This window comes from Paenibacillus sp. TSA_86.1 (genome assembly GCF_052691815.1).
In genome coordinates this window covers 122,042-139,023 of sequence record NZ_JBQZGE010000004.1, presented here as the reverse complement: position 1 = coordinate 139,023, position 16,982 = coordinate 122,042, and the positions used below count along the sequence as shown (strand labels likewise).

The window sequence follows — 16,982 nt, the reverse complement described above, 5'->3', positions numbered from 1 at the left end:
ATGAGAGCGTGAAAAATGTTCCAGATTAGCAAGCGGCAACTTGCGTATCCGGATCTCTTTGTACCAACGAATGCAAACCCAACTAAAAGTGAGGTTACAATCATGGCAAAAGACGTATTGTGTGAAGTGAATTCCTGTCGTCACTGGGCTCAAGAAAACAAGTGTAGCGCATCTTCGATCTACATCGTGAGCCACGCTTCCAAAGAAACAAGTGAGTCTGCTGAAACAGACTGCAAAACGTTTGAAGTTAAATAAGTAGAACTGTTTCATTCTAGGAGCCCTCAGGGGTTCCTTTTTCTTTATTTATTTTAGCAAGAATGATAATTATTATCAAGCCCTTGATTCAAACTTTTTACCCCTGGGACTTTAGCACATACAACAGCTGCCTTACGTAGAATAGGGATAGAAATGAATGTGCTCATGAACCATGACCAAGAGGTGAAGAATAATGCCCGCTAAAACTGGCATGCAGTATTGTGAACGAATCAATGCCCAAACCGTACCCTGCTGGTATAAAGGAGAACTGCTTACCGGTAAACGCTCCGAGCACATCGCCTTTTCCGGCTTGATGAAGACCCAGATGAATATGTATGATCTGCAGTCTGATCCACAGCTGGCAGAACGAATGACGTACGTATCCCCGGCTGATGGCAAACCTGCCGGCATGTCCTTCCTTCCCCCAACGCATGTCAATGACCTTCGTAGACGACGTGAAGCCATGACCATATGGGCTCAGGCCCATCACGGTTTTCTGGGACGTTCACCTGACTACATGAACACGGCAATTATGGCATTTTTCACGGCAGCCGATCTGTTGAATGATCTTTCCCCTCAATACGCCGACAACCTGAAAAATTATTATGCCTATTGCCGCGATAATGACATTACGCTATCCCACGCCTTCATTCAGCCGCATGCGAGTAAAATTTCAGGACAGATGGACGCCACAGAAGATGCCATTGCTGCCAAGGTTGTCGACCAGACAGATGAAGGGCTTATTATTAATGGTGCGTTTATGATGGCAACACAGGCCGCCACGTCAGACGAAATTTTTGTCTACCCATCGCCTTCCCCTGCACCTTTCGATGACGAGAACCCGTTTGCTTTTTCTTTTGCCGTTCCCAATGACTTACCAGGCATCCGTCTGATCTGTAGAGATACGTACGCCGCAACATCGAATTATAATTATCCTCTAAGCTCCAGGTATGAAGAAATGGACAACATCGTAATATTTGACCATGTGCTTGTACCACATGACCGTATCTTTTTCGCGGGTAATGAGAAAATGTCTTCCACTCTTTTCAGTGAAAGTAACTTCCATATTCACGCCGGCCATCAGGTGTTGTGCCGCTACATTGCCAAAACCGAATTTGTGCTAGGTACAATCCAACTGCTAACGGATACACTGGATCTGAAAAACGAAGCCCATGTGGTCGAGAAGACAGCACGTGCTCTCGCAGGTCTTGAATCGTTAAAAGCACTCGCGCTCGCTGCGGAAGCAGGTGCTATACCAGATGGTAGGGGGTATATCCTTCCAGCCCCCAAACCGCTGATGGCAGCCAACTTTCTATATCCAAAGCTATATCCTGAAATGATTGAGATCTTGCAGTTGCTCAGTTCCAGCGGCATGATCATGGTTCCTCAGGAAGAGGATTTCCACTCCGGTTCAGCTGAATCGTTAAACGTTTATCTCAAAGGCTCAGACATGGAATCCAGACAACGTAATGCACTATTCCGCCTGATCTGGGAGCTTGGGGCGGGATCTTTCGGGGGCAGACAGACGCAGTTCGAGCGATTTTTCTTCGGCAATGCCATTACGGTCTCGAACCGCTTATATTCAGCCAGCTTAGGGGATGACTCGCAGAGAGAACGCGTTCGTCAGTTCCTCGGGAATTTTGCACGGTAGCATGTCTACAAACAATAAACTTGAGCACATCAGGCAACGACGTTGTAAACCTCGTTGCCGCTCACACCAAATGGTCATATACCGTCATGAGTTCAGATGCAGGCCTGCCTTCGGCCACACTGGGTAATCCGCATTGCTCTCCGTAACCGATGTGAAATACACCCAGCACCCTTTCATTCGATGTGAGTCCCATCAGGTTCATGAACACCGGATGCTGCTGATAATCATTCATCTTCCAGACGGCATGTAACCCTTGTTCAGCAGCCAGAATGCAGAATCGCTTGCTCCATGCCTTCGCGGGCAGGACATGATCTTCCGAGGTATTGGTGGGGGAGACCACGACCAGATGAGCCGGGATTGCTTCCGTATATTGGTGCGCAGCCCAGCTTCCATGCGAATCCGCAAGATGAGGCGGATAGCTCTTTCTAACAGCTTCCATATAAAGCTGCCGCCCTTCACCGGAAAACAGCATAAAACGCCAAGGTGCTGGACTCATCACATATAAAGATGGATCAGCCTGATCCAGCAGTGTTCTTATGACGGATTGAGGTACGGGTATGGAGCTAAATTCATACGTTCCTGATCTTCTTTTTCCATGGCTTGTATCTGGCCTGAATACAGTCGTCACCTGCGTTCCCTCCTCCGAAATAGATGTTCTTTCAATTCCCTGAAATGTTACATTAACCACGATTTTTGAGACTTTGTGCCTTCGGCTCTCCAACGATCCACTTCTTCATGCACACGGATTTTGTCTCTTAATGTAAAGTGCTCCGACACTCGCTCCTCAGCTTTCGGCATGCTGTCCCGTACCAGACGGATATAATCCATGGAACGCTGTAATGATTGGCGGCCCGGAATATACCTGATCTTGCGACCTTCCAGCAGACAATAAATTTCAATCATGCCAGGCAACTTGCCAAATGCTTCCCAGCAAAACACACTGACCATATGCTGAAAGGCTTCCACAACATTCGCATCATGAACCACCATATATTTCTGAATCAGTAGTTTGTCCCAGCCTTCTGGCTGCCAAGCCGCCTGAAAGATGATCGACAGAGACATCTGCAAAGAAGGTACTTCTGTTTTCCATTGTTCAAACAAAATAGTTGGTCGTTTCAAGTCATCATTCGCTGAAATGGTGAGTGATAATTCATCGATCATTTTCTGTTTTACATCCCAGTAGTGAAGAACGGAATCAAAACCATCGGTTTTTCTAGGCCACCATTTTTCGAGTACATACTGAATCGGGATTTCTTTACGTACATTAGGGTCTACACTGTAAAAATGATTAATAGCGTGGCTCACCGCATATTGTACGCGATGTCTCCATTGCAGCACTTGGCGTTGCTCAGCCGAAGGTTCAGGGCGGATGAACCGGTCCGGGCTGCGCAGCATCTCTTCCAGCTTATAATCTTCAAGCAAACGTTCATCAGGAAGCGCATCGCCCCCCTGAGCCGTTGCAGTATAGGCATCACGCTGCAGCATTTCGATCAGGATACCTGCGCATCAGCAGTCACAAAACGTCTACCGAAGTCCCGGCACGTTTCCTTTTCCTGCTCCAGCGGACTGTATTCAATTTTCAACATCTCTGGTGATACTTCCGCCCCGCGCTCCTGTAACTTCTCCGCTGTGAGATCAACGGCCCCGCAAAATTGTTCATAAGATGTGTCACCGCTTCCGAAGACTGCAGCTCTCTTTCCATTCAGATCAAGTTCATCCAGTTCTTCATAGAAGTCCAGGAATTCATCTGGCAATTCGCCGTCTCCCCACGTATAGACACCAATCATGAAACCGTCATAATTTAACACATCTGCGGCGTTGAAGTCGGTAACAGACTTCAGGTCAACCTTATGACCATCCTGTGTAATACCTTCCACAATGAGTTCCGCAATCTCTTCTGTATTCCCTGTCATACTGGCGTAAGCCACTAACCATTTAGCCATCTATTGTCCCTCACTTTGGTTTCGTTATGTTCATCGGAGTTCCCTGGAAGCTTCTCCGGATCGTTTAAATCTTACTCTATCAAAATCATAAGTGATAATGATTATCATTGTCAAATTAATTTTATTTAAATCTTCATTATATGATGTGTCGAAATTCGCCCGTACATTGCGCAGATCCCCTGAGGCTAACTGGCGTACAGCCCCTTTTTTGTTGTACAATAGTATCCAAATGAATTTTGAAGGATGGATAAACCACTATGTACGTAGCTAAGAACTGGAAAGACTATGAAGTGATCGATACTGGAGGCGGCGAAAAGCTGGAGCGCTGGGGAGATGTCATCTTGCGTAGACCTGATCCACAGATCATCTGGCCGCTTGAACAAGAAACCCATGAATGGCGTGAAGCTCACGGTCATTATCATCGCAGCTCTTCCGGCGGCGGTAACTGGGATATGAAAAAACCGATTCCTGAGCGCTGGACGATCGGATACGAAAATCTGAAATTCCATATTAAACCGACCAGCTTCAAACATACTGGACTGTTCCCTGAACAAGCCGCCAACTGGAGCTGGATGATGGATAAAATCTCCAATGCAGGTCGCCCCATCTCTGTTCTGAACCTGTTCGCATACACAGGCGGAGCAACGGTTGCAGCGGCTTACGCTGGTGCTTCCGTTGTCCACTGTGATGCAGCTAAAGGTATGGTGCAATGGGCCAAAGAAAATATTCAATTATCCGGACTTGCTGATCGTCCGGTTCGTTTCATCACCGATGATGTATTCAAATTCGTACAACGCGAGCAACGCCGCGGCAACAAATACGATGCGATTATTATGGACCCTCCTTCCTACGGGCGTGGCCCGAACGGCGAGACATGGAAACTGGAGGAAAACCTCTATCCTTTCCTGAAGTCCTGTATGACGATTCTTTCGGACAACCCGTTGTTTATGCTCGTAAATTCCTATACGACTGGCATCTCTTCCACGGTATTGCGTAACATGCTGACGATGACGATGTCTGCCAAGTATGGTGGAGAGATTACGGCAGGAGAGATCGGATTGCCGATTACACGCAGCGGTCTGGATCTGCCTTGCGGTATTTTGGGCCGCTGGGAGTCCTGATGATGTCTATTGATGTGCCAAAAGGCGGAGACATCGAAATTTTGTTTGAGGATAATCATCTGCTCGGCATCACAAAACCAGTGAATGTCCCTACTCAGGAAGACGCATCTGGTGATCCAGACCTGCTCTCTTTACTGAAACAAGATCTGAAAGAACGTTATAACAAACCCGGCAATGTATATTTAGGATTGGTACATCGTCTGGATCGCCCCGTTGGGGGAGCCATGATCTTTGCCAAAACTTCCAAAGCGGCTTCACGTTTGTCCGAAACGGTGCGTGGACGTCACTTCCGTAAAATCTATGCTGCCGTCGTTCACGGTCGATTGCCGGCACGTAAGGGTACACTGAAGCACACCCTGCTGAAAGATAGCAAAACGAACACCGTAACCGCTGTACCCAAAGGTACACCAGGCGGTAAAGACGCCGTTCTGGACTACGAAGTCATCGGAGAGACCGATCGTTACAGTCTAGTTCATATCGAACTGCATACGGGCCGATCCCATCAGATACGTGTGCAGATGAAAGAAGCTGGCTGTCCACTATTCGGTGATCAGAAGTATGGAGCCAAAATGAACAAACCAGGACAGCAGATCGCGCTCTGGTCTGTCATCGCAGCGTTCCCGCATCCTGTCACCAAAGAGGAAGTTGTGCTGCAGTCTCTGCCTGCACGAGAATTTCCTTGGGCTGAATGGCCTTCGCAGATCTATGAAGAAGCTTTCGCTTTGAATCAACGTCAATAATAAATCTATATAAGTTGAACTATTTTTTTACACGTTAACGGAGAGGACAGAAAAAATCTGGAAAAACGGAGCTAAGAGCTTTCTGAAAGAAAGCTGCATCGGAAGCATAAGCTACGCCTTTATCACCGGATTTTCCCCTTTGGACGAGGGAATTTAAAAAATCTGGGGATAACCGCTACTCTCCAGGTTATTCTGTCATCGGAGTGGATTGTGTAAAATCTTTAGTTCAACTTATATATAAGCAGAACCTGTCTGCACCTGTAACGTGTCGTTCGGATGCTACATTCCGGGCGGCACGTTTTTTTTCGACATATGACATCTCTTCTATGCGTTTTATATTTTCAATCAAAGACAGGAGACTTAAGTCATGACCCCATTTACGAAGCAGGTTATAGCCATTATTTCCTCGATCCCTGAAGGAAGGGTGATGACTTATGGACAGATTGCAGCTCATGCAGGAAGCCCGAGGGCGGCAAGACAGGTCGTTCGCATCCTGCACTCCATGAGTCGTAAGGAACGTCTCCCCTGGCACCGGGTCGTCAATGCAAAAGGACAGCTCTCCATACCCGACGAAGAATCACGTATGATGCAGGAAACCGAGCTTGTCAGTGAAGGCGTGGAATTTCAGCTCGATGGAAGCATAGATCTCAAGGTCTTCGGTCATGATCCTGGACCAGACCTGCTGCATGATCTGACTTCAATCAAAGACGAAGATGAGTAACAATTTTTATGTTTTTTTGCTTAGCGATATTTTGTCTGCCAAACCAAAAAGAGAACTCTCGCTCCTCGTAGAAGATGTGTCCTACGGTTAGCCGAGAGTTCTCTTAATCTTATTGATTCGTTAAAAATCTCAAATCGAATTAAGCTGTTGCCACATTTTTAGCCTTTTCCTTCTCTGCGTTTACCGGCTCGGTAGCCGGTTTCGTTTTCTGAATGAAGAAAGCCATGATCAGCGCTGCAATTGTCATAAAGGTGGCCACTGTAAAGGCATAGTTAACACCATAGATCGTTGCATCTGCTGTAGCAGCCATCATCGCTGTTTTGTTGTTCGGGTCCACTGTACCTGTAGCCAACGTTTCTGCCAGATGCGTCTTAAGCTTGCTGCTCATGATCGTTACAAGAATCGCTGTACCAATCGCACCAGCCACGGTACGCAATGTGTTCGACATCGCTGTACCATGTGCATTCAGACGTTGTGGCAGTTGATTCAGACCAGCAGTCTGGATTGGCATCATGAGCATCGACATTCCGAACATACGGGCAGTGTAGATAAACATCATGTATCCATACGTGGTGTCAATCGTCAAACGACTGAGCCCCCATGTGGTAATGGCTGTAATGGCCAGTCCTGCGACCGACAACCAACGTGCACCCACTTTATCGAAGATGCGACCTGTAATCGGGGACATAATGCCCATCAGAATGGCTCCTGGCATCATGAGCAAGCCGGAGTCAATCGGCGAGAACTGACGAATATTTTGCAAAAAGATCGGAAGCAGGATCATGCCTGCAAACATCGCCATCGTAACAAGCATGTTAATGATCGTTGTTAAGGTGTACATGTTGTATTTGAAAATGCGGAACTCCAAAAGTGGATGATCCGTCGTCAACTGACGAATAACAAACAGAATCAGGGATATGACACCGACGACGAGGCAGCTGATGACAACAGCACTTCCCCATCCGTCTGTACCTGCATCACTAAAACCATACAGCAAACTACCAAATCCGAGTGTGGATAGAATGACGCCAACAGAGTCCAGTTTCGGCTTGGATTGACGTGTTACGTTTTTGACAAAAGCGATACCGATCGCTGTTGCGATCACGGAGAATGGCAAAATGATGTAGAACAACAATCTCCAGGAATAGTGCTCAACGATATAACCCGACAACGTAGGCCCAATCGCAGGGGCGAGAATCATCGCAATCCCCATCGTACCCATCGCCTGTCCACGCTTTTCAATCGGGAAAATCGTCAGAAAAACAACGGTCATCAGCGGCATCAGAATACCCGCACCTGCGGCTTGAATAACACGACCGACCATAAGAATCGAGAAGTTCGGACTAAGTCCGCAGACTAGCGTACCGATCGTAAATAATGTCATGGCTGTTATAAAAATTTGCCGTGTTGAAAATTTGGCAATCAAGTATGCCGTAACCGGGATTAATACCCCGTTGACAAGCATGTAACCCGTTGTAAGCCACTGGGCTTTGTTGGGCCCGATACCGAGATCATCCATAATTTTGGGAAGAGCCACGTTCATCAGGGTCTGGTTCAAAAATGCCACAAAGGCACCGATCAACAAGGCCGCTACAATTGGGCCTTTCTTGATGTTGTCCATCGCGGAGGACGGAGCTGTAGCAGTTGTTGTGCTCATAAGTTGTTCATCTCTCTTCCTTGTAACTTTTCAATCATCAGACTATGAATGCGAAGCAGGTGCTCCAGGTCTTCCTTCGAAATTTCCAGTATAGGTGATACACGCTCCATCCAGAGCTGCTGTGTCTCCTGCTGCGCCTTTTCCCCTTTGGCTGTAATCTGCAGCACTACAGAGCGGCGATCCGCATCAGAACGTGTTCGCACGATGTATTCGCCTTTTACGAGCCTTTCCACAACAGCGCTCATCGAGCTGCTGCCCATATGGCACAGATCAGCAATCTCATTGATGCCAAGAGCTGGTCGCTCCTTAAGGACAGATAACACCATAAACTGGATCGAAGTCAGCTCGATCTCCTTGTTTTCATTCCAGAATGCCCGGAAAAGCATCTGATTCACTTGTCGAAATGAGTTGATAATGTAAAATACTTCGTACGTATCCGTCATTGTTTCACCCTTTTACTTATGGAATATAATATTTCGTACACGAAATATCAGGGGAACAATTACTTATTATAACAAAAATATTTACATAGTCAACTCTTTACATATGATTTCAAGAAAATAATATTAGGACATATTATTTTTGATATATACAATATATAAGCAAGCCGTGTAGTAGCTAATCAGTTCATTGTAGGTTTTCCCTGGAAGTTGAGATTATGCAACAATAGCCTTGATCTTTGACTTTGTTCTAGTCCTTGTGGCAGAAAAAACCTCCATTCCACTTGAAGTGAAATAGAGGTTTAGTTGAAAATTTATATAAACAAATTATGATTCGCCTGATCCGCCTGTCCGAGATAATAACCAACGCCACCAATAACAGCTTGATCCATCAATTCCTCACGTTGTATGCCCATCAGATCCATCGACATCTGACAAGCTACGATCTCAACGCCTTGTGCGATAGCCGATTGCATGAGTTGTTCCAGCGAAGCGACATTATTTTTTTTCATCAGACCTCGAATCATCTTTGATCCCGCACCGAACATATTCATCTTGGAGAGTCCGAGTTTTAGGCTGTTGCTTGGCAGCATCAGATCAAACATACGTGCCATGCCTGTTTTGACAGGTGCTTGCTGTATCTCTTGCTTGCGAATGATATTTAAGCCCCAGAAGGTAAAAAACATCGTAACTTTACGCCCGCTGGCTGCTGCTCCATTAGCAATAATAAACGAGGCAATCGCCTTATCCAGTTCACCACTAAATACAACCATCGTACTGGCTTTTTCATGTTGCTGTGAAAGGTTTATAACAGATGAAGTATTCTTGGACAAAACCGCCTCAATTACTCCGCCCTTGTCACGCTCCAGCCTGAGAACGTCAGACCCGGACATGGTAGCCCAAGCCTTCACATCCTCATAGAATCCCGGATCGGAAGCTTTCACCCGCAATGTCTGCCCATCCATCAATTGATCCATCTTTTGTTTAACCTCAATCAAAGGGCCGGGGCAACTCAAACCACATACGTTCAGTTCATTATCAATCCGAAGCTCGTTAGAGGATTCTGTATGCATTTCTTTCTTTTGCTTAGTTGATAAGGTTGCGGGTTTGAATTGTGCCTGACGATACGTTTTATAACCCCCACTCAAGTTTTTCACCTCATATCCATGCTGACGCAAAATTTGACTAGCGGTATAACCGCGGAGTCCTACCTGACAATAAACCCAGATCACTTTAGAAACATCCAGCTCACTCAGACGCTGACGAAGTTCATCTACCGGAATAGATATCGAACCTGGAATGTTTCCGTTTCGGTGTTCCAGATCACTCCGGACATCCAGCAATATGGATTGTTGAGGATCACGCTCCGCCAGCTGGTCATACGTGTATGTGTGCACACGACCGTCGATGATGTTTTCGGCAGCGTAACCGATCATATTAACCGGGTCTTTAGCCGAAGAATAGGGTGGTGCGTAACTCAGTTCAAGTTCCGTCAGATCTTTTACATTACCTCCATAACGAATCGCCACCGCAATATCATCGATTCGTTTGTCCACACCTTCGTAACCAACTGCTTGTGCGCCCAGAATTTTCCCTTCAGGAGTGAAGAGCAGTTTCAACGTAACTGCACTGGAACCTGGGTAATAGGAAGCATGTGATGCCGGGTGTACCGTAACCGTACGATAGTCCATCTGCATTCGTTTGAGCGTTTTTTCATTGCTGCCCGTAGATGCTCCCGTTAATCCAAACACTTTGATGATCGACGTTCCTTGAGTGCCTTTGTACGTGGTTGAAAGACCTGCAATCTGATCCGCGACGATTCTTCCCTGTTTGTTCGCAGGACCTGCAAGCGGGATGGCTGTCTGCGTCCCATGAATGTAATCTTTCACTTCAATGGCATCGCCTACCGCATAGATATGTGGAACACTACTCTCCATCTTTTCATTGACTAAAATGTGTCCACGCGAACCGAGAGCTACTCCGCTGTCCTGCAAAAATGAGGTGTCTGGTGTAACACCAATAGCCAGAATGACCAGATCGGCAGATAACACAAGGCCGTCCGACAGTTCTACACCAATTCCTTGTTCCAACGTACGGAAGCCTTGAACCCGTTGCGAAAACAAAAGCTTCACACCATTCTGCTCCATCTCTTGAGCGAGCGCAGCTGCCAGTTCGGGATCAAACGGAGTTAACACCTGATCATTGCCTTCAATCAAAGTTACATCAAGCCCTGCTTCCCTCAAATTCTCAGCCATCTCCACACCAATAAATCCTCCACCTATAACAATCGAATTTTGGTTGTTATCCGAATTAATCTGTTCTTTGATTCGATCGATATCAGGAATGTTTCGCACCGTGTAGATCAGTGGATTTTCTTTACCAGGCAGCTCCGGCACCATTGGACGAGCACCAGGCGACAAAATCAGTTCATCATAACTTTCTTCGTACAGGCCGCGTTCAGCACTGCGAACTTGCACGGAGCGTTTGTTTGAATCTACAGCGATGACCTCACTTCGTGTTCTAACATCGATATTGAATCGATCCTCCATCCCTTTCGGTGTCTGTACAAGTAGTCGTGCACGTTCTTCAATCGTACCTCCGATGTAATAAGGCAAACCACAGTTGGCAAATGAGATATATGGCCCTTTTTCAAACATAATAATTTCGGCATGTTCGTCCAGACGCCGGAGGCGTGCAGCAGCAGAAGCTCCTCCTGCAACACCTCCCACAATCAACACTTTTTTACGTTTATTCATCTTCACATTCATCCTTTTCAAATAAAATCATGACTAACTGTTCCACACGTGGATCAGCGAGCACGTAATGAACTTCAAGCCCATTCCGCTCCGTCGCTACAATGCCTGCACTACGAAGCTTCTGCAGATGCTGCGACACCGTTGATTGCGGGAGATCCAAACATTCCTGCATATATGAAACATTACATTTCTTTTTACGCATCAATCCACGAACGATACATAACCGCACGGGGTGAGACAGGGCCTTGAGAAATTCTGCTGGTTCGTCAAACTGTTTTAAATCATTCCGATCAAAAGCAGGCAATTCCAAAATGACTCCTCCTAAAACGTTATATTGTAATATTACGATATAACGATTAAGTTGTCAATTTTTTGTTTACGAAAAATGAAATGCACCATGAATTTCATTTAACTTGGTCTGATTATTATGAAAAGCATGACTCCACAAAAACAAACTCCCGGCCTAAAAAAGCCAGGAGTATGCTCGGTGAAGCTGGTATTCTTTTAGCACTGTAATTAGAGTTGTTCATGATTTTAACCTGAACTGGTTAAAACAGGCTCTTGCAACTTCGTTTTGGGTGCCGTCATTTTCCCGAGCAGATAAATGAGTAATTGTTGATTGTGCATCGAAATGTTGCTCAGAACGGAATTCATAAACTCGTTACGGATGGTAACGCCACGCTTTGTTTCCATTCTTCCCTTATCCGATAGTGAAACCCATACAATTCGCCGATCCTGATTATCGCGTTCTCTGCATATGAGACCATTTTTCTCCATACGATCCAGTAGCATCGTTACAGCAGCAGGCGTTGTCGCTAGAAATGGAATCAGATCGGACGGTTTCATCTTCTCGTGATCCTCAAGCACCTCGAGCACGGCAAGTTGAGCCTCTGTTAATGAAGGGGCCAATTCCTGATCCATATGCAATTTATAATCCTTCGTTAATCTGAACCAACATTTGGCGAAATCGGAATTATACATGTAATATCACTCCTCCCGGCAACGGATAATCATTTCATTTGCTTAAGTTTTCGCGCTTCAAAGCCGCATTCCTGCTACATTTTTTCATTTTCCCAGCGATCGACTGTAATCGACGAAGGTTGTTAAACTTCGCTTGATGGCGCGCTTCACATCCGCCCAGGAACAACAAAAAAAGACTCTTCACCCGACAGAATCAGCACTGCCTGCGAAGAGTCTTCTTATTCTTTTTTTAGGAGTTTGATCCCGATTGAGCCTCATTAAAATCCTGAATCAACTCAGTAATCTCGTCCTGCTTATCCACTGAAACAATCAATTTACCGATATGCTTACGCTCTGTAATAGGTACACTTTCGGATGAAATCGAATGCACCTGTCCTTCTTTGGTCATTACCGTCAACTGACGTTGCTCTCTGCAATAGAATGCACCAGCGATACGGCTACCGTTCGGCTTGACACGTTTACCTTCCTTAAATTCAAAGGTAACCAGTCCTTTGCCTCCACGGCTCTGCAATGCATAATCCAGAAGCAAGGAACGTTTACCGTAACCCAGGTCAGACAGTACAGCAACCTCGCCCTCGTCTCCCTCTACCCATAAAGCAGAGACCACTTCATCCGTATCTTTTAACTGGATACCCCGAACACCACCAGATACACGTCCCATCGGATTCACTTCATCTTCACGGAAACGAATAGCCATCGCTTCTTTGGTAATCAGCATAATATCTTTACCGCCTGTACTCAAATGGACGGATAAGACTTCATCATCCTTACCCACTTTACACGCGGCTACAGCACCCGATCGCTTCGTAATGTACTCCTTGAGTTCGGTTCGTTTGACCTGTCCCTTGCGAGTCACAAATACCAGGCTGTGATTAGCCTCCTCAAACGATTTGACCGTCAGCACACTTGTGATCCGATCATCCTTCGCTAGAGGAATTACATTAACAATCGCTGTACCTGGGTCTTTCCATTTGAACTCTGGAACCTGATGTACAGGCAGAAGGAAGTATTGGCCTTTCTGTGTAAAGACAAGCAGATTCTCCAGTGTGTTCACTTCTAACACTTGAGAGATATAGTCTCCTTCTTTTACACCGCTAGCGCTTCTCTCACCGCCGGAGCGTGTGAAGGACTGCATGCTGGAGCGTTTGACATACCCCTCTTTGGACAAGGTTACAAATACATCTTCAGCATTGACCAGCACTTCGAGATTTACTTTGAGTTCCTCTACTTCACCCTGAATGGCGGAGCGGCGCTCAATTCCGTACTTCTCTTTAATCTCCAGCAGCTCTTTGCGAATGACTCCGATCAACTTGCGATCACTGTCCAGAATAGAGCGTAAATTAGAAATTTTCTTCATAAGCTCATTCAACTCTTTTTCCAGAGAGTTAATCTCCAGATTGGTCAAACGATATAATTGCAACGTAAGAATAGAATCGGCTTGGCGCTCCGTAAATCCAAACATCCATGTCAGATTATTCTGAGCATCTTGACGATTCTTTGAAGCTTTGATCGCTGCGATCACTTCATCGAGAATGTTTAGGGCTTTTACAAGCCCCTCCAGAACGTGAGCACGGTCTTCCGCTTTCTCCAGCTCGTACTTGGTCCGGAACGTTACAACTTCGCGCTGGTGAGCGATATAAGCTTCCAGAATGGCTTTTAGGCCCAGCTGCTGCGGAGCTTTGTTCACAATCGCAACCATATTAAAGTTATATGTGACTTGAAGGTCGGTTTTTTTCAGCAAATAAGCCAAAATCCCTTGTGCATCCGCTTCTTTTTTCAGCTCAACAACGATCCGTAGTCCTTCACGTCCACTTTCATCGCGAACTTCTGCGATACCTTCAACTTTTTTCTCCAGACGGATGTTTTCCATCGCTGTAACAAGACGGGATTTGACCACTTGATAAGGAATCTCCGTAATGACGATCTGCTGTTTGCCACCACGCATATTTTCGATTTCGGTTTTGGAGCGTATGTAGATTCGTCCTTTACCTGTCCGATATGCATCCAGAATACCGTCTCCACCCATGATTAATCCACCTGTCGGAAAATCGGGGCCTTTCATAAACATCATGATCTCGTCCAGTTCAATGGATGGTTTCTCCATCAAAGCAATGCAGGCATCAATCGCTTCACGTAAATTATGTGGTGGAATTTCGGTTGCAAAACCGGAAGATATCCCGCTCACACCATTCACAAGCAGATTGGGATAACGGGAAGGCAATACAACCGGTTCCTTGGCTGTATTATCAAAGTTATCTTTAAACAGTACCGTACGTTTCTCAATATCACGAAGCATTTCCATCGCAATCGATGATAAACGTGCCTCCGTATACCGCATCGCTGCAGCCGGATCATCATCCTGTGAACCCCAGTTTCCGTGTCCGTCCACAAGCATATGACCCATTTTCCATGGCTGAGCCATCCGCACCATACCTTCATAGATCGAGGAGTCACCGTGCGGGTGATAATTACCCATTACGTCGCCGACTGTTTTGGCAGACTTCCGGTATGGCTTCTCGGGTGTATTACCCGAGTCGTACATCGCGTATAGAATACGCCGTTGTACTGGCTTTAATCCATCTCGTACATCGGGGATCGCCCGATCCTGAATAATATATTTAGAATAGCGACCGAAACGGTCACCTACGACCTCTTCAAGAAAGGCCGGCATAAACTGTTCTGATAGACTCATTCCAAGCACCTTCTATTCTTCGTACTCTGTAAAGTCGACATTCTCTACAATCCAGCGTTTGCGAGGATCCACCTTATCACCCATCAATGTAGATACACGACGCTCCGCTTTGGCTGCATCGACAATCTCCACTTTTAACATGGCGCGTGTCTCAGGATTCATCGTCGTTTCCCACAATTGATCCGGATTCATCTCACCAAGTCCTTTATAACGCTGCAACTCGACATTATTGCCGAATTCTTTCATATAATTTGCAAGTTCTTCATCCGTCCAAGCATATCTTACCGTCGCCATTTTGCCGGATTTACGTGTGAGTTTATATAATGGCGGCTGCGCAATATATACTTTACCCGCGTCAATTAAAGGTTTCATGTAACGGTAAAAGAACGTAAGCAAGAGTACTTGAATATGCGCACCGTCCGTATCGGCATCCGTCATGATGATGATTTTGGAATAATTGCTGTCCTCTACTGCAAATTCTGTTCCGATTCCTGCTCCAATCGCTGCCGTAATTGCACGATACTCTTCATTTTTCAGAATATCCGCCAGTTTGGATTTTTCCGGGTTAAGCGGTTTTCCCTTTAACGGAAGAATAGCTTGTATTTTGGAATCCCGCCCTTGTTTGGCTGATCCGCCAGCGGAATCGCCCTCCACAATAAACAACTCATTACGAGTGAAATCCTTCGACTGGGCCGGCGTCAACTTACCATTCAGGTTAGAACTTTCACTCCGTTTCTTCCCTGTACGCATCTCGTCACGTGCCTTCCGCGCAGCTTCTCTCGCCTTGGACGCCTGAACAGCCTTGCGAATCAAGGTCTGTGCAACCTGAGGATTCTCTTCCAGGAAACGTTGAATGTTATCCGATACAACCGAGTCCACCGCGCTTCGGGCAGATGCACTTCCAAGCTGATCCTTCGTCTGACCGACAAATTCCACTTCCGACATTTTGACGCTGATGACAGCCATCATGCCTTCACGCAGATCATTGCCTTCCAGATTTTTATCTTTTTCCTTAATCATGCTGGTGCGGCGAGCGTAGTCGTTCATCACACGTGTATAGGCTGCCCTGAATCCGGTCTCATGCGTACCACCACCGCGGGTAGGAATGGAGTTGACAAACGATGCAATCGTCTCGGTGTAGCCTGCGTTGTATTGAATCGCAATCTCTACTTCAATGTCATCTTTCTCCGCATAGAAGTGAATGACATCATGCAGCACATCCTTGTTTTCGTTCAAATACTCAACAAACTGACTTGCGCCGCCCTCATACATATACTCATCCTGATTGCCTGAGCGTTCATCCTTCAGCACAATTTTCAAGCCTGAGTTCAGGAACGCAATCTCCTGAAGACGCTCTGCCAGCGTATCGTAATTCAACTGAATTCCATTCTGAAAAACACGAATATCCGGTTTAAACGTAACTTTGGTACCTGTGCGATTGGTGTTACCCAATACTTCAAGCCCGCTTACAGGTTCCCCTACATGTTCTATGCCTTTTTTATCCTGCCAATATTCAAAACGTTGACGATGGATCTTGCCATCACGGAAGATTTCGACCTCAAGCCACTCCGACAAAGCGTTGGTGACCGAAGCCCCTACGCCGTGCAGACCACCTGACTTTTTATATCCTGATCCACCGAACTTACCGCCTGCGTGCAAAATCGTAAACACGACCTGGGGAGTGGGAATCCCTGTTTTATGTATACCTGTCGGAATTCCCCTTCCGTTATCTTGAACCGTAATAGAACCGTCCTTATGCAGCGTGATATCGATTTTGGAGCAGAATTTGGCAAGGTGCTCATCGACAGCGTTGTCTACGATCTCCCATACCAAATGATGTAGACCTGAAGTGCTGGTGCTGCCGATGTACATCCCCGGCCGTTTCCGAACTGCTACCAGTCCTTCAAGTACTTGAATGTCGTCCGCGTCGTAGCCCGAGGCGCCCTGTCCTCCGCCTGTGGAACCTGCCGACATATCGATTTGCTCGACCATTCATGCTCCCCCTTCTTAACTTGCAACTACAAA

15 protein-coding genes are annotated in these 16,982 nt (G+C 46.3%); 5 read left to right on the top strand and 10 right to left on the bottom strand.

Annotation, left to right across the window (positions count from 1 at the left end):
* Positions 1-102 precede the first annotated feature (102 nt).
* Together ACUTVW_RS11880 and ACUTVW_RS11875 are read left to right on the top strand one after the other, a co-directional pair.
* The gene (locus ACUTVW_RS11880; RefSeq protein ID WP_434750637.1) at positions 103-255 is read left to right on the top strand and encodes a DUF1540 domain-containing protein; all 153 of its coding nucleotides are present in this window, start codon (positions 103-105) and stop codon (positions 253-255) included.
* Positions 256-448: 193 nt separating this feature from the next.
* Positions 449-1,906: a 4-hydroxyphenylacetate 3-hydroxylase family protein gene (locus tag ACUTVW_RS11875; RefSeq protein ID WP_445645991.1), complete on the top strand. Its 1,458-nt coding sequence runs from the start codon at positions 449-451 to the stop codon at positions 1,904-1,906.
* Between the two features lie 61 nt (positions 1,907-1,967).
* On the opposite strand, the gene ACUTVW_RS11870 is transcribed toward ACUTVW_RS11875, so the two are convergent.
* The 3 genes from ACUTVW_RS11870 to ACUTVW_RS11860 are packed head-to-tail and all read right to left on the bottom strand — an operon-like array spanning position 1,968 to position 3,849.
* A complete protein-coding gene (locus ACUTVW_RS11870) occupies positions 1,968-2,534 on the bottom strand; it encodes a nitroreductase family protein (protein ID WP_445645990.1) in 567 nt (188 codons plus the stop codon).
* Positions 2,535-2,581: 47 nt separating this feature from the next.
* Complete coding sequence (locus ACUTVW_RS11865) at positions 2,582-3,391, bottom strand: hypothetical protein (RefSeq protein ID WP_445645989.1); 810 nt, start codon at positions 3,389-3,391, stop codon at positions 2,582-2,584.
* A gap of 5 nt (positions 3,392-3,396) precedes the next feature.
* Entirely contained in the window at positions 3,397-3,849 is a 453-nt protein-coding gene (locus ACUTVW_RS11860; protein ID WP_445645988.1) for a flavodoxin, read from the bottom strand.
* A 257-nt stretch (positions 3,850-4,106) separates the two neighbouring features.
* Between ACUTVW_RS11860 and ACUTVW_RS11855 the strand changes: the two genes are divergently transcribed.
* The 3 genes from ACUTVW_RS11855 to ACUTVW_RS11845 all read left to right on the top strand — a co-directional run bounded on the left by ACUTVW_RS11855 (position 4,107) and on the right by ACUTVW_RS11845 (position 6,431).
* The gene (locus ACUTVW_RS11855; protein WP_434750633.1) at positions 4,107-4,970 is read left to right on the top strand and encodes a class I SAM-dependent methyltransferase; all 864 of its coding nucleotides are present in this window, start codon (positions 4,107-4,109) and stop codon (positions 4,968-4,970) included.
* Complete coding sequence (locus ACUTVW_RS11850) at positions 4,970-5,710, top strand: RluA family pseudouridine synthase (RefSeq protein ID WP_445645987.1); 741 nt, start codon at positions 4,970-4,972, stop codon at positions 5,708-5,710. The genes ACUTVW_RS11855 and ACUTVW_RS11850 overlap by 1 nt, the downstream gene beginning before the upstream one ends.
* A 367-nt stretch (positions 5,711-6,077) precedes the next feature.
* Positions 6,078-6,431: an MGMT family protein gene (locus ACUTVW_RS11845; RefSeq protein ID WP_445645986.1), complete on the top strand. Its 354-nt coding sequence runs from the start codon at positions 6,078-6,080 to the stop codon at positions 6,429-6,431.
* 139 nt (positions 6,432-6,570) lie between these two features.
* On the opposite strand, the gene ACUTVW_RS11840 is transcribed toward ACUTVW_RS11845, so the two are convergent.
* The 7 genes from ACUTVW_RS11840 to parE all read right to left on the bottom strand — a co-directional run bounded on the left by ACUTVW_RS11840 (position 6,571) and on the right by parE (position 16,949).
* On the bottom strand, positions 6,571-8,088 hold the full coding sequence (locus ACUTVW_RS11840) for a DHA2 family efflux MFS transporter permease subunit (protein WP_445645985.1): 1,518 nt from the start codon (positions 8,086-8,088) through the stop codon (positions 6,571-6,573).
* Complete coding sequence (locus ACUTVW_RS11835) at positions 8,085-8,531, bottom strand: MarR family winged helix-turn-helix transcriptional regulator (protein ID WP_441922575.1); 447 nt, start codon at positions 8,529-8,531, stop codon at positions 8,085-8,087. The genes ACUTVW_RS11840 and ACUTVW_RS11835 overlap by 4 nt, the downstream gene beginning before the upstream one ends.
* Before the next feature lie 311 nt (positions 8,532-8,842).
* Positions 8,843-11,284, bottom strand: a complete 2,442-nt coding sequence (locus ACUTVW_RS11830; RefSeq protein ID WP_445645984.1) for an FAD-dependent oxidoreductase — start codon at positions 11,282-11,284, stop codon at positions 8,843-8,845.
* Positions 11,277-11,594, bottom strand: coding sequence for an ArsR/SmtB family transcription factor (locus ACUTVW_RS11825; protein ID WP_445645983.1), 318 nt, complete (start codon positions 11,592-11,594; stop codon positions 11,277-11,279). Before ACUTVW_RS11825 ends, ACUTVW_RS11830 begins: the two co-directional genes overlap by 8 nt.
* Before the next feature lie 224 nt (positions 11,595-11,818).
* On the bottom strand, positions 11,819-12,265 hold the full coding sequence (locus tag ACUTVW_RS11820) for a MarR family winged helix-turn-helix transcriptional regulator (protein WP_445645982.1): 447 nt from the start codon (positions 12,263-12,265) through the stop codon (positions 11,819-11,821).
* A gap of 229 nt (positions 12,266-12,494) precedes the next feature.
* On the bottom strand, positions 12,495-14,957 hold the full coding sequence (gene gyrA, locus ACUTVW_RS11815; RefSeq protein WP_445645981.1) for a DNA gyrase subunit A: 2,463 nt from the start codon (positions 14,955-14,957) through the stop codon (positions 12,495-12,497).
* 12 nt (positions 14,958-14,969) lie between these two features.
* Positions 14,970-16,949, bottom strand: a complete 1,980-nt coding sequence (gene parE, locus ACUTVW_RS11810) for a DNA topoisomerase IV subunit B (RefSeq protein WP_441922565.1) — start codon at positions 16,947-16,949, stop codon at positions 14,970-14,972.
* Between the last annotated feature and the right edge of the window lie 33 nt (positions 16,950-16,982).

What these genes read in the sequence shown, in the direction of transcription:
- ACUTVW_RS11820 (WP_445645982.1), bottom strand. Translation starts at nt 12,265, where the DNA reads ATGTATAATTCCGATTTCGCCAAATGTTGGTTCAGATTAACGAAGGAT.
- ACUTVW_RS11830 (WP_445645984.1), bottom strand. Translation starts at nt 11,284, where the DNA reads ATGAATAAACGTAAAAAAGTGTTGATTGTGGGAGGTGTTGCAGGAGGA.
- ACUTVW_RS11845 (WP_445645986.1), top strand. Translation starts at nt 6,078, where the DNA reads ATGACCCCATTTACGAAGCAGGTTATAGCCATTATTTCCTCGATCCCT.
- gyrA (WP_445645981.1), bottom strand. Translation starts at nt 14,957, where the DNA reads ATGAGTCTATCAGAACAGTTTATGCCGGCCTTTCTTGAAGAGGTCGTA.
- ACUTVW_RS11865 (WP_445645989.1), bottom strand. Translation starts at nt 3,391, where the DNA reads ATGCTGCAGCGTGATGCCTATACTGCAACGGCTCAGGGGGGCGATGCG.
- ACUTVW_RS11860 (WP_445645988.1), bottom strand. Translation starts at nt 3,849, where the DNA reads ATGGCTAAATGGTTAGTGGCTTACGCCAGTATGACAGGGAATACAGAA.
- ACUTVW_RS11840 (WP_445645985.1), bottom strand. Translation starts at nt 8,088, where the DNA reads ATGAGCACAACAACTGCTACAGCTCCGTCCTCCGCGATGGACAACATC.
- ACUTVW_RS11855 (WP_434750633.1), top strand. Translation starts at nt 4,107, where the DNA reads ATGTACGTAGCTAAGAACTGGAAAGACTATGAAGTGATCGATACTGGA.
- parE (WP_441922565.1), bottom strand. Translation starts at nt 16,949, where the DNA reads ATGGTCGAGCAAATCGATATGTCGGCAGGTTCCACAGGCGGAGGACAG.
- ACUTVW_RS11835 (WP_441922575.1), bottom strand. Translation starts at nt 8,531, where the DNA reads ATGACGGATACGTACGAAGTATTTTACATTATCAACTCATTTCGACAA.
- ACUTVW_RS11850 (WP_445645987.1), top strand. Translation starts at nt 4,970, where the DNA reads ATGATGTCTATTGATGTGCCAAAAGGCGGAGACATCGAAATTTTGTTT.
- ACUTVW_RS11880 (WP_434750637.1), top strand. Translation starts at nt 103, where the DNA reads ATGGCAAAAGACGTATTGTGTGAAGTGAATTCCTGTCGTCACTGGGCT.
- ACUTVW_RS11875 (WP_445645991.1), top strand. Translation starts at nt 449, where the DNA reads ATGCCCGCTAAAACTGGCATGCAGTATTGTGAACGAATCAATGCCCAA.